A 13,146-nucleotide genomic window follows, 5' to 3' on the forward strand; every position below is an offset into this window, starting at 1 on the left:
TAGGGACCGGAATGAGCACCTTTATCATAGCTTTCTTTCTGCTGCTGATCATCGTGGTCGGCATGTCTCTTGGTGTTATGCTGATGGGTAAGACGATCAAGGGCAGCTGCGGCGGCCTGAACGCGATTTCGGGCGCGGACAAATGCGTGGTCTGCAAGAAAGATGTCGACCCGAACAGCCCCTTGCGCGATCAGTTGCAATGCAAACGCGCCAGGAAAATGCTGGACCAGATGGAACGTCAGGCCTAACGGCAGTTTGCGCTTCGCTCTTAGGGTGAAACTGGCTAAGTAATCCCCGAAGAAGTTCGGGGAGGACGCAGACTTGGCCGAAGCCAAAAACATCCTGTTCATCATGTTCGACCAGCTGCGCTGGGATTACCTGAGCTGTTACGGCCACCCGCATCTACAAACCCCGAACATTGACCGGTTGGCTGCGAAAGGCGTGCGGTTTAACCGCGCCTATATCCAGTCACCGATCTGCGGCAGTTCCCGCATGTCCTCGTATACGGGGCGCTATGTGCACTCGCACGGCGCCTCGTGGAATGGCATTCCTCTGAAGGTTGGCGAGATCACCATGGGTGATCATCTGCGCAAGGCCGGCATGGATTGCTTCCTGGTCGGCAAAAACCATATGCGCGCGGATGCTGAAGGGATGGCGCGGCTGGGTCTGGAGCCCGACAGCCTGATCGGGGCGCGTGTGGCAGAATGCGGGTTTGACGTATTCGAACGAGACGACGGAATGCTGCCCGAAGGTCCGGACGGCTATTACGATCCGGATGGAGCGAAGGAATACAACAAGTATCTGACCGCTAAAGGGTACGAGAGTGACAACCCCTGGCACGACTTTGCCAATTCTGGACTGGATGCGGATGGCAACGTCCTGTCTGGCTGGTTTCTGAAAAACTCGGCTGAGCCCGCGAATATCGCTGAAGAGGACAGCGAAACCCCCTATCTGACGGCGCGGGGCATCGAATTCATGGAAATGCATGATGGCCCGTGGTGCTGTCACCTGAGTTTTATCAAGCCGCATTGGCCTTACATTGTGCCGGAACCCTACGCTTCGATGTTTGGCCCCGAGCATGTGTTGCCCGTGGTTCGGTCCGAGGCCGAGCGTCAGAACGCCCATCCGGTTTTGCGGGCGTTCATGGACACGAAGATCGGCCAAACATTCTCGCGCCAGGACGTGCGCAATGCGGTGATCCCGGCCTATATGGGGCTGATCAAACAGGCTGACGACCAAATGGGACGCCTGTTCGATTGGATGGAGAAGACGGGCCGGATGGAGGACACGATGATCGTGCTGACCTCGGATCATGGCGACTTTCTGGGCGACCACTGGATGGGAGAGAAAACATTCTTCCACGATGCCTCAACCAAGGTGCCATTAATCATCTACGACCCGTCGCCCGAGGCTGACGCGACCCGCGGTACAGTCAGCGATGCGCTGGTCGAGTCTATCGACCTTGCCCCAACGTTTGTGGATGTGGCAGGCGGAGAGATCGCGGGCCACATCCTTGAGGGGCATTCCCTGCTGCCGATCCTGCAAGGGCAGCACGCGGAAACGCCACGTGATGTGGTGATTTGCGAGTACGACTACTCGGCCTCACCGATAGCAGACATGCTGAACGCCTCGGTCAGGGATGCGGTGATGTTCATGGCGGCCAACAAGAAATGGAAGCTGATCCATTGTGAAGGCGGGCACCGGCCAATCCTCTTTAATCTCCAAAACGATCCAGAGGAACTCACCGATCTCGGAGACAGAGCGGACCATGCTGATGTTATCGCCGAGATGTACGAACATCTGTTTGCCTGGACACGCCGCCAATCGCAGCGCACAACCCGATCGGAACAGCAGTTGATCGAGATGCGGACCAAAAGCCGGGGCAGGGGAGTTGTGGTCGGGGTTTATGACGAAAACGATGCGCCGTTGGACCTGACCATCAAGTATCGCGGCCGCAAAGCGCGCCCATATCAGGAAATCAGAAACAGGGAATGAGCCGTCGGGCATTAATTCTGGTCGCCAGCGCATAAAATACGGTTCAATTGCCAAAGGTCAGAAGATACAAGACCGAGAAAGAGCAGAAATCCGGAGAGCCTCAATGACCGCCCCCAAACCCGTCGTCCTGTGCATTCTTGATGGTTGGGGCCTGTCCGATGACACGCAATCCAACGCGCCTTATCTGGCGAATACTCCGACTTTCGATGCGATCATGGCCAACGGGCCGCACGCCACGCTGATCACGCATGGGCCGGATGTCGGATTGCCCAGCGGTCAGATGGGCAACTCTGAGGTGGGCCATACCAATATCGGTGCGGGGCGGGTTGTTGCGATGGATCTGGGGCAGATCGATCTGGCGATTGAGGATGGCAGTTTCTTTGAAAACGAAGCTTTGCAGGCATTCATCGCCAAGGTGAAGTCAGCAGGTGGGACGGCGCATCTGATGGGCTTGGTCTCGGACGGTGGGGTGCACGGTCACCTGAACCATATCGTTGCGGCGGCCAAGGCGATAACAGATGCGGGTGTTCCGGTGGCGTTGCATGCCATTACGGATGGGCGTGACGTTGCACCAAAATCCGCATTTACCTATCTGGCGGAGCTTGAAGATCGGCTGCCCGACGGCGCGCGTATCGTCACCGTCAGCGGGCGGTATTTTGCAATGGACCGGGACAATCGCTGGGAACGCGTCAGTGAAGCCTATGATGCGATGATCACCGGCCAAGGCCGTGCCGCCGCGACTGCGCATGGGGCTGTGGATCACGCCTATAATCAGTCGGAAACGGATGAGTTTATCGTGCCCACGGTACTTGTAGGCTATGACGGTGTAAAAGATGGCGACGGCTTTTTCTGCCTGAACTTCAGGGCCGACCGCGCCCGAGAAATCCTGCGGGCCATTGGTGAGCCGGACTTTGCAGAGTTCGACACTGGCCTGCGCCCGCAGTTGTCTGCTTTGCTGGGCATGGTCGAGTATTCAGACGGCCACAACGCCTACATGACGACCGTGTTTCCCAAACGGGATATCGTGAATACCCTGGGTGAATGGATTGCCAAGAAGGGTTTGCGACAGTTCCGTCTGGCCGAGACCGAGAAATACCCCCATGTCACCTTCTTCCTTAATGGGGGGAAGGAAACACCCGAGGAAGGCGAAGATCGCTACATGCCGAAATCGCCTAAAGTTGCGACTTATGACTTGCAGCCCGAGATGTCGGCACCCGAGGTAACCGACAAATTCGTCGAGGCCATCGAGGCGGGTTATGATCTGATCGTCACCAACTATGCCAACCCGGATATGGTCGGTCACACGGGTGATCTGCAGGCTGCCATCGAGGCCTGCGAGGCTGTCGATCAGGGTTTGTCTCAGGTTGTCGCCGCATTGAACAAGGTGGGTGGCGCGATGATTGTCACGGCCGATCACGGCAACTGCGAACTCATGGTCAATCCGGAAACCGGCGGCCCGCACACGGCACATACGCTGAACCCGGTGCCGGTGGCATTGGTCGGTGGACCAGAGGGCGCGGTTTTGCGCGATGGTCGTCTATCCGACCTGGCTCCAACGTTGCTCGACCTGATGGGGCTTGAACAACCGCCGGAGATGACGGGTCAGAGCCTGCTTTCATGAGGGTTCGCGCGCTTATCCTGGCGATGCTTTTGGCGTCGCCCGCCAGCGCTCAGAGCGATCCGTCAACGGCGGCGTTGAATGCCGCGCGGATGCTGGAACGGGCTTCGATCAACCTGACCGAAGCGGACGGCGCCCGTGATCGCGTTCGTGCCCTTACCGAGACCATTCAAGCCTATGAGGCCGGGTTGTCCGCGATGCGGGACGGTTTGCGCATGGCTGCGACGCGAGAGGCGCAGTTGACTGCGGAATTGCGTGCCCGGGAAAAGGACGTGGCGCAGCTGTTGGGCGTGCTGCAGACTATCGAAACAACGGCGCCCCCGGTTCTGATGCTGCATCCGTCGGGGCCCCTTGGGTCAGCGCGGGCGGGTATGATGTTGTCCGAGGTCACGCCCGGCCTGAACGCCCGCGCGCAGGCGCTGGCCCGCGATCTGAAGGAGGTCCAAACGCTCCGCCAATTGCAGCAAAGCGCCTCGGAAACCTTGGTCGAAGGCCTGACCGGCGTCCAAAATGCTCGCACCTGGCTCAGTGAGGCAATTGCCGACCGCACCGATTTGCCGCGCCGTTTCGTCGAAGATCCGGTGCGAACGGCGATCCTGATCTCGTCGACCGAGACATTGGACGGATTTGCCAGTGGCTTGTCCGAAATCTCCGAGGGTGAGATTGCCGAGACAAACGCAGATGTTTCGGACAGGAAAGGGCGGATTTCCTTGCCAACCCAAGGGGTCATTCTCCATCGCGCAAATGAGACCGATGCAGCGGGCGTGAACCGCCCCGGAGTGGTTCTGGCAACCCGACCACGTGCAATTGTTACATCCCCGACAGCAGCAACAATCCGGTACCGTGGACCGTTGCTGGAGCTTGGGAATGTGATGATCCTTGAGCCTCAACCAGGTTTGTTGTTCGTGTTTTCGGGCCTTCAGGAGGTTTATGGTGACACCGGTCAGGTGATTCCCGAAGGGACACCGGTTGGGCTAATGCCCGGTGAAACGCCTGAAATCGGCGCTATTTTGTCAACAAGCAGTGATGGCACTGGAACTGACCGGTCAGAAACGCTCTATATAGAGGTAAGACAGAACAATACCCCCGTGGACCCGGAAGCGTGGTTTCGGACCGACAAGGATGGATAAACGAGTATGAAGAAATTTCTGATGGCTGGCCTGGCCGGTACCGTGGCAGGCGTAATCGCAACAACACAGATCGCCGGGCCTTTGCTGGCGCAAGAGGCCGACCGTAAGGCCAGTGTTTATGAGCAACTTGATCTGTTCGGCGATATTTTTGAACGCATCCGCGCCCAATATGTCGAAGAAGTTGAGGCCGAAGAGCTGATCGAAGCGGCCATTGATGGCATGCTGACATCGCTGGACCCGCATTCCAGTTACCTTTCGCCCGATGATGCCGAACAGATGCGCGTTCAGACGCGGGGCGAGTTCGGCGGACTTGGTATCGAAGTCACGCAGGAGGAAGGCTTTGTTAAAGTCGTCTCGCCAATTGACGACACGCCGGCGGATGAGGCCGGGATCGAAGCAGGCGACTTCATCACCCATGTTGATGGTGAAAGCATTCTTGGCCTGACGCTGGACAAGGCCGTTGATCTGATGCGCGGACCGGTCGGGTCTGAAATCGTCATCACAGTTGTTCGGGAAGGTGAACAGGAGCCCTTTGATGTCACCATCATCCGCGACACGATCAAGCTGACGGCAGTTCGCGCCCGGACCGAAGGCACCAGCGTTGTTCTGCGTGTGACCACGTTCAACGACCAGACGTTCCCGAACCTGCAAGAGGGTTTGAACGAGCAGATCGAGGAGGCCGGCGGCCTCGAGAAGGTAAACGGCGTCGTTCTGGATCTGCGGAACAATCCCGGTGGATTGCTGACGCAGGCTATCAAGGTCTCGGATGCATTCCTGAACGAAGGTGAGATTGTTTCCACCCGCGGTCGCGACCCAAGCGATGGAGAACGGTTCAACGCAACACCGGGCGATTTGGCGGAAGGCAAGCCGATAGTTGTGCTGATCAATGGTGGTTCGGCCTCTGCTTCCGAGATCGTTGCCGGCGCGCTGCAGGATCACCGCCGCGCGATTGTCGTCGGAACCAAGAGCTTTGGCAAAGGTTCGGTTCAAACGGTCATGCCATTGCGTGGTGATGGCGCAATGCGCCTGACCACCTCGCGCTATTATACGCCGTCAGGGCGTTCGATTCAGGCGCTGGGTGTCAGCCCGGACATCATCGTTGAACAGCCACGTCCGACACCGGATGCCGAGGAAGACAAAGCAAACGCGCGCACACGGTCCGAAGCGGACCTGCGCGGCAGCCTGAACAACGACAGTCTGAGCGAGGACGAAGTCCGTCAGATCGAAGAAGACCGTGCCAAAGCCGAAGCTACGGCTGAGCTGCGGGAAGAGGATTATCAGCTGGCCTACGCCATTGACATCCTCAAGGGTCTGTCGGCGTTCAATCCTACTGGCGGGCCGTCCCAGTAAATCGGAAATAGAGGCCGCCGATATCGGCGGCCTTTTTGCAAGGTTAGGGCTTAGCTCTCGACCTTGTGGAGTTTCTCTTCGTCCAGCATCATCGCCAGAATAACTCCAATCGAGACCGAAATGGCTGCGAACACAAACGCCATGTTCATGCCGATGTCGAATGCGGAGGCGATGGCGGATTTGACTTTTTCGACCTCTTCCGAGCTCAGTTTTTCTATGACCGCACGGGCCGTGTCGGTTGTAAGCGACCCACCGTTGATGGCTCGTTGATCGGCCTCTGACATGTCTATCCCATCCGCTGCCAGTTGTTTGCCAAGATTGGACAGGCTGGTGGCATACATAATCGCCGTTGCGCAGGCGACGGATATCGCGCCATAAACCAGGTGCGTCATGAAGCTAAGGCCGCCAACAAGACCTGCGCGCTCGGGTTTGACTGCGCATACGGCGGCCGTGCCCGAGGGCCCTACGGTCAACGTTGCACCCAGCCCGATCATCGCCATTCCCGGCAAAATCTGAAAGTAACCCCATCCGATAGGCATAACGACTATGCTCAGCGCGCCGATCGTTGCGATCATGTACCCCCAGAACAGCAGGCGTTTCGGACCGAAATCGTTGTAAAGCGAGCCCGAGACAATCGAGCCGACGGCCAGAAGGACCGTCAGTGGAGCCAGTCCAACCGCCGATTCAAATACGGACCAGCCCAGAACTTTTTGCATGTATTGCGGAAAGTACAGCAGCCCGACAAAGGCAGCGGAAACATTGAACATATTCAGCCCTAACGTGATACGAAATTCGCGGTTCTGCATCATCTGCGGCAGCAACAGCGGCTCTTTCACGCGCTTTTCGACCTTGGGGAACAGGAAGAACAAGACCGCGCTCACAAAGAACAGCATCAGCAACGGGACTGAGTTCCAGCCCCAATCGGCGCCTACGTCCAACCCATAAAGCAGCAGAAGAACAGCGAAAGACAGTATGCCCATTCCGGCAAAGTCGATGTGCTCACCCTGTTTGTGGTGGGTTTCGCGCTCCATGAGGACAAGGGCGGTAATCATCGAAATGGTCGAAAATACCACGTTGGCAAGGAAGAACAGCCGCCAGTCGCCAAAGTTCACCGCTGCGCCGCTGATCAGGGGGCCAAAAACATTGCCGCAGGTCACGCCTGCAAGGATCATCCCCATGATCATGGCGCGATGCTCGGGGCGAGAGACTTTGGTCGCACCGAAGGCAAGTGTGCAGGGCCAGACACAGCCTGCTCCGATACCCTGCAGCGCACGGGCACCGATCAGAAAGTCGAGGCTGGGCGAAACAAAGCACATGACGGAGGAAAACAGAAAAATCGACAAGCCGATGATCATCATCTTGCGATGCCCGAACATGTCGCCCATCCGGCCTCCGGCGACCATGGTCATGGCGAAGAACAGTGCATAGATGTTCAGAACCCACTGGGTGCTGGTGATATCTGCATCAAAACTGTTCTCGATGGCAGGGACCAGAATTAGGGCACCGGTAAAGTCGATACCGATACCAAACCCTGTCACCATCAGGGCGATAACTTTGACGATACTGCTGCGGTCCATATGCGCACCCGGATTGCTGCGGATGACGTTAATGATGCACGGAAATCAAAGGAAAGATAGGGAAACTGCCCTTGCCGAGCGGCTCGACCGTCAGTCCGTCGAAGCCTGAGAGCGTCGAAATGCCCGTTTCAGCATGTCCAGTTCAGCGCGCAATAACGCAACTTCGGACCGCAAATCGTCGTCGGCGGGAGCCCCGGCAATTATCGTAAAGTCCCCGAGTTTCTGCGACGTCAACGTGTCCGCAATCACAAAGCAATGGACCCCTTCGGATACCGCTGCAGGGGGTACCGGCACGGTGATCTCCCAACCTCCATCGATTGCCGACAAAAGGACATTATCAAGCACCTGGTCCAGATAGCGCACTTCGATGGCAGGTTCTGTTTCTGTTTGCAGAATTCCGCGCCAAATACCGTTTTCGAACAGGGTGGGTGTCAGGATCGGTTGTGTCATGGACATGTTCTCACAAGTCGGCGCGGTGGTGGCGGCAAAAGGTCAGGTCTCGGATGACCACGCGGTTCATTGCCGGATTGCTCAGAACCAGATCCAGCCAGATCTTGTCGATACGCCGCTCGTTCAGGGGCAGTTTGGCAAGGTCGAAATCCAGTGAGTTCGAGGGGGCAGACAAATCCAGCGCCCGTGGTACGGAATCGGTATTGGGGCCGTGCTGAATATTGAGCCGAGCGAAAATCTCTAGTGGGCGTTCGGTCTCAATCAGCGCATCAACACGAATAAGATGCTGCCGGGTCAACCCCTCGGCGGCCTCGGGCGGTAGATCCAGGGACAGGGATAGAAAAGTACCTGAAAAGCCAAAGACCTCTATGCTGAGCCCGAAAGCTGCCAGATCTTTTTCATCTGTGTTTCGTGATTGCCGAACGCCGATCTCGGACAAGGTACAGTCATGAAAGATCCCCACCTGCCGATCCAGCTCCGCCCTGCGCGGGATCGAGGCTGTGCCAAGTTGGGGTAGCGGATCGCGCCACAATTCCGGGCGCCAGCTCCAGTCAGTACCCAGAGGTTTCGGGAACTGGGTTGATCCAATCAAGGGCCGCGTCAGCCGACCGTTTGCTTCATGTATCAACCGGTCCAGCTGTACCCGTAATCTGCGCGCCTCGTCGCGCTGTTGGCGCAATTGCGGTGTCGTGGCCCCGACCGCGCCTTGCGCAGCCCGCCGCCAACGCGCAAGCGCTTTGCGGTGTAAATATCGATCCAGAAGTCTGCCCATGGTCCCATCGTCTGAACTTGACCCTCTTTAGTCAAAGACGGTGGCAAGGATAAGACCGAATGCGCGAATTTGCGGATAATTCTGCCCACCTGTTGACACGCTTGTGACTGGGCATCGCCGATGACGTCTGCTAGGGCGACCGCCGTTCTTGCAATCAACCAGGACTGTGCGTACCGTCCGGCACTTGATTGCTGTGGATCATCCGAAAAAAACCGCGTATCAATTTCTGAGGCAAGGCCGGGGCATGGAACCCACTCTATTTGCGTTCATCTGGAAGTATTCGAAAAAGCAACAGCTTGTGCTGTTGTTTCTGACAGTGCTGTCATTTCCGTTTCTCTATGCCTCGCTCGAACTGCCAAAGCAAATCATCAACGACGCAATTGGTGCGCCCAGTGATAGCGTCACAGTTCTGGGCATCACATTTACGCAGGTCCAATACCTGCTGATCCTTTGTGTGGCCTTTCTGGCGACTGTAATCGCCAGTGGATTGATGAAAATGCGTATCAACACGATGAAAGGTGTGCTGGCCGAACGCATGTTACGTCGGCTGCGCTTTACCCTGATCCATCGTACCATGCGTTTTCCGAAATCGTACTTTGCCACGACCAGCCAGGGTGAGCTGGTTTCGATGATCACGTCGGAGGCCGAGCCGATGGGCGGCCTGATGGGTGACGCGATTGCCCAACCGGTGTTTCAGTTCGGTCAGATGATGACAATCGTCACCTTTCTGTTCATGCAAAGTGTGTGGTTCGGACTGGCCAGTATTGCGCTGATCCCGTTGCAGGCTTGGCTGATCCCCAAGCTGCAGCGCCAGATCAATCTGCTGAACAAAGAGCGAATTCAAGAGGTGCGACACCTAAGCTCGGAAATCGGTGAAAGCGCGGCGGGGATCAGCGATCTTCGTACCAATGGCGGTTGGCGGTACCGGCTGGCCCAGTTCAGCCACCGGTTGGGAACTTTGTTTGAGATCCGATTCAAGATCTACAACAAAAAGTTCTTCATGAAGTTCCTCAACAATCTGATCACTCAGATGACGCCGTTCCTGTTCTATTCGGTTGGTGGTTATCTGGCGATCAAGGGTGAGGTGACGGTGGGTGCGCTTGTTGCGGCGCTTGGGGCATACAAGGATCTCAGTGGCCCATGGAAAGACCTGCTAACCTATTACAATCAGGTTCAGGACATGTCGCTGCGCTGGGAAGTCGTGACCGAGCGCTTTGCACCGGACAACATGATCCCCGAAGAACTGTTTGTTGGTAAGCCTGACTCGATTCCCCACCTCACCGGCGACATTGAACTGCGCAATGTCACGGTGCGGGATGATGACGGGAAAACGATCCTCGAAGACATCGACCTGACCATCCCTAAAGGCGCACGTGTTGCCATCCAATCGGCAAGCGCGGCCGAGCGCGGCGCATTGGCACAATTGCTGACACGAGAGCTTTTGCCGGTTCAGGGGGAAGTCACAATCGCGGGCCATGATCTGCGAAAGCTGCATCAGTCTGTGATAGCTGCACGGATTGGTTATGCGTATTCACGGCCTTATCTTTTCGATGGAACACTGGGTGATAACCTATTGATGCCGTTGCGGACGCACCCGCAACACGAAGCAGATGCGAAAAAGGCACCAAGTCGCCGGCAGATTGAAGCTGTGCGTGCGGGGAACCCGCCGGACTCCTTGTCGGATGAATGGATTGATCCCGGCTTGGCCGGGTTGGAAGACATTGAGGATATCCGTAACTGGTGGTTCCGACTGGTCGAGGCGATGGGCATCGACGAATTCATGTTCCGCCGAACGCTGCGCACACAGTTCGATCCGGAACAGCATCCTGCTTTGGCCAGGGACATTGTGAACTTGCGCGAAACGGTTGCGCACAGGCTCGAGGAAAAGGGGCTGGCCCGGTATGTCTATCGGTTCGACCCGGAACGGTTCAACCCGGCGGTTCCGCTGGGTGGCAACCTGCTTTATGCCGCCCCGTCGCGCGATATTTCTCCGGATATTCTGGCGGGCGACGATCGGTTCATGTGGATGCTGCGCCACCATGATCTGGACGATGATGCAATGAGCATCGCAAGCGCAGTGCTTGAGACGTTGAACCAGACATTCGGCCGGGACGGGGCGGACCACCCGTTGTTCCTGCGCCTGGGTATGGCGAAGGACATGTATCACCGTTTGCTCGACATCGAGGATCGCCGTAAAGCCAGAGGTGATGCGGGTATCAGTGATCGCGAAAGGGCCTTGTTACTGACTGTTCCGTTCCTGCTGACAGCCGAACAGATCGGTCCCGATTTCCCGGACGAGTACAAAGACAAGATTTTGGCCATTCGAAGCGGACAGGCTGAAAAGTTGCGCTCGTCCATGAATGGTATGTTTATCCCGGTCACGCCGGAAACCTATATTGAACGCATGACGGTTATGGAAAACGCTCTGTTCGGGCGCATTTCCCTGATGGCCGGGGCGCATAAGGATGAGATTGAAGACGTTGTGGCCGACGCCATGAACGAAGCGGGCCTGCGCCGTCGAGCGGCTGCCACCATCTACGACCTGCCTTCGGGATTGGGCGGAAACAACCTGCCTACGGTGTTCCAGGAACGCGCCGCGTTCTCGCGCGCAGGTATCAAGCGTCCGGACGTGTTGATCCTAGACAAAGCTCTGGCCAGCCATGATTCCGAGAGCAGGTTGAGGACAAGGTTGAAACTGCGTGAATTGCTGCCGGAATCGATCATGCTGTTCATGGAAGACCATTTTGCCCACCCCGAGGCATATGATCTGTTTGTCGAGATCAAGGACGGTCGCATAGATGGTGTTTCGAGAACCCGAACCGACGAAGACGCCAGCACCACGGACGATCTGAGCCGGAAACTCAAGATCATCTCTTCGACCGAGCTGTTCTCAGGGATCGACGGGCGAAATCAACGGTTGTTGGCGTTCTCGGCGCAATGGTACGATGCCGCAGCTGGCCAGATAATCTTTTCCGAGGGGCAGGCGCCGGATGCCGCTTACCTGTGCGTATCGGGTGAAGCCGACCTTATTTGGAACGAAGAGAACGGGACAGCGCGCACAATTTCGGTCATCGAACCGGGCCGCCTGATCGGAGATTTGTCGATAATCACGGGTGAGATCCGGCAATTTGACCTGGTTGCGGTCAAGAATTGCTCGTTCCTGCGCATTGGGGCCGAAGAATTGCGCGCTGTTATCGAAAGTGACGCAGGTGTCGCATTACAGCTTCTGCAAACGGTCGCTGGCTACCTGACCACAATTTCTCAGAGGTTGAACGCCGCCAATGCAACGTCACTGATCTTTGATGACGACCAGCAGAGCGAGGAAACGGCCGGTAATGTCTGACACCCGACCAGCCGCATACGCCGCACATGAGCGTCTGGTGAAACCCGGACGTGCACGACCCGAACTGTGGCGCCTGCTGGTGGGGCTGGCCATTGTTGGTGTTGTCGTCACGTTGCTGAACCTCGTGTTGTTTGCTCTGGTCTCTGGCCTTGGGTCCTTCGAATGGGCTGAAAATCTGCTGACCGGCGCATCGCCGGCTGCGATGCTGGTGCTTTTGGCGAGTTTTGCCTTCGTCACGTTCGGCGTATCCATTGCGGCACGACGTCTGCAGCATCGGTCGCTGCGCTCGATTCTGGGGCCTCGACGCGAAGGTATCGTGCAATTCTGGAGCGTTTTCAGGGCGTTGGTTGTGGTGGGGATCATCGTGGCCATCCTTCCCCCGTATGATATGGGGGCGACACTGACGCGGAATCTGGCGCTGTCGACCTGGCTCTTGTTTCTTCCCTTATCTCTGATGGCTGTACTGATTCAAACCAGCGCCGAGGAAGTGCTATTTCGCGGGTACATGCAGCAAAGCCTGGCCGCGCGGTTCCGGTCTCCGATCATCTGGATGGGGCTGCCGTCGTTCCTGTTTGCCGCAGGCCATTTCGCCCCAGGTTCTGCGGGAGACAATGCTTTACTGGTGGCGGTGTGGTCCGGCATGTTCGGCTTATTGGCAGCAGATCTGACGGCCAGATCGGGAACGCTGGGGCCAGCTATTGCATTGCATCTATTCAACAATATGGTGGCGCTGTTATTCATCTCACTGCCTGATGGCTTGAGCGGACTAGCCTTATATCTTTTGCCGTACGACATGTCGGACACTGGGGTGCTGCGGCAATGGCTGTATGTGGATTTCGCCGTGATGATTGTCAGTTGGTTAACAGCGCGGGTTGCGCTCAGGCGTTGATTGCATTTCTTTCCGTAGCGTC

10 protein-coding genes are annotated in these 13,146 nt (G+C 57.0%); 7 read left to right on the forward strand and 3 right to left on the reverse strand.

The window, feature by feature from the left end; genetic code table 11:
- The first annotated feature begins 11 nt into the window (after nt 1-11).
- The 5 genes from nqrM (at nt 12) to ACR0AA_RS22125 (ending at nt 6,093) form a co-directional block, all read left to right on the forward strand.
- Nucleotides 12-248 (forward strand): (Na+)-NQR maturation NqrM, encoded by a 237-nt coding sequence (nqrM, locus tag ACR0AA_RS22105; protein WP_480666007.1) that lies wholly within the window; start codon nt 12-14, stop codon nt 246-248.
- Between the two features lie 73 nt (nt 249-321).
- Nucleotides 322-1,995 (forward strand): sulfatase-like hydrolase/transferase, encoded by a 1,674-nt coding sequence (locus ACR0AA_RS22110; RefSeq protein WP_480757460.1) that lies wholly within the window; start codon nt 322-324, stop codon nt 1,993-1,995.
- Nucleotides 1,996-2,098: 103 nt separating this feature from the next.
- Complete coding sequence (gene gpmI, locus ACR0AA_RS22115) at nt 2,099-3,616, forward strand: 2,3-bisphosphoglycerate-independent phosphoglycerate mutase (protein ID WP_480666009.1); 1,518 nt, start codon at nt 2,099-2,101, stop codon at nt 3,614-3,616.
- Complete coding sequence (locus tag ACR0AA_RS22120) at nt 3,613-4,743, forward strand: murein hydrolase activator EnvC family protein (RefSeq protein WP_480666010.1); 1,131 nt, start codon at nt 3,613-3,615, stop codon at nt 4,741-4,743. Before gpmI ends, ACR0AA_RS22120 begins: the two co-directional genes overlap by 4 nt.
- A gap of 6 nt (nt 4,744-4,749) precedes the next feature.
- Nucleotides 4,750-6,093: a S41 family peptidase gene (locus ACR0AA_RS22125; RefSeq protein WP_480666011.1), complete on the forward strand. Its 1,344-nt coding sequence runs from the start codon at nt 4,750-4,752 to the stop codon at nt 6,091-6,093.
- Between the two features lie 50 nt (nt 6,094-6,143).
- Here the strand turns inward: ACR0AA_RS22125 and ACR0AA_RS22130 are convergent, their stop codons facing one another.
- The 3 genes from ACR0AA_RS22130 to ACR0AA_RS22140 form a co-directional block, all read right to left on the reverse strand.
- Entirely contained in the window at nt 6,144-7,670 is a 1,527-nt protein-coding gene (locus ACR0AA_RS22130) for an MFS transporter (RefSeq protein ID WP_480666012.1), read from the reverse strand.
- Nucleotides 7,671-7,760: 90 nt separating this feature from the next.
- Nucleotides 7,761-8,120, reverse strand: a complete 360-nt coding sequence (locus tag ACR0AA_RS22135) for a hypothetical protein (RefSeq protein WP_480757467.1) — start codon at nt 8,118-8,120, stop codon at nt 7,761-7,763.
- A gap of 10 nt (nt 8,121-8,130) precedes the next feature.
- Nucleotides 8,131-8,892, reverse strand: a complete 762-nt coding sequence (locus ACR0AA_RS22140) for a DUF6478 family protein (RefSeq protein WP_480757470.1) — start codon at nt 8,890-8,892, stop codon at nt 8,131-8,133.
- Nucleotides 8,893-9,136: 244 nt separating this feature from the next.
- Between ACR0AA_RS22140 and ACR0AA_RS22145 the strand changes: the two genes are divergently transcribed.
- Together ACR0AA_RS22145 and ACR0AA_RS22150 are read left to right on the forward strand one after the other, a co-directional pair.
- The gene (locus ACR0AA_RS22145) at nt 9,137-12,235 is read left to right on the forward strand and encodes an ABC transporter transmembrane domain-containing protein (protein ID WP_480666015.1); all 3,099 of its coding nucleotides are present in this window, start codon (nt 9,137-9,139) and stop codon (nt 12,233-12,235) included.
- Nucleotides 12,228-13,124: a CPBP family intramembrane glutamic endopeptidase gene (locus ACR0AA_RS22150; protein WP_480666016.1), complete on the forward strand. Its 897-nt coding sequence runs from the start codon at nt 12,228-12,230 to the stop codon at nt 13,122-13,124. The genes ACR0AA_RS22145 and ACR0AA_RS22150 overlap by 8 nt, the downstream gene beginning before the upstream one ends.
- Nucleotides 13,125-13,146: the final 22 nt, after the last annotated feature.

The sequence above is a fragment of the Ruegeria sp. CE8 genome, from assembly GCF_056537465.1.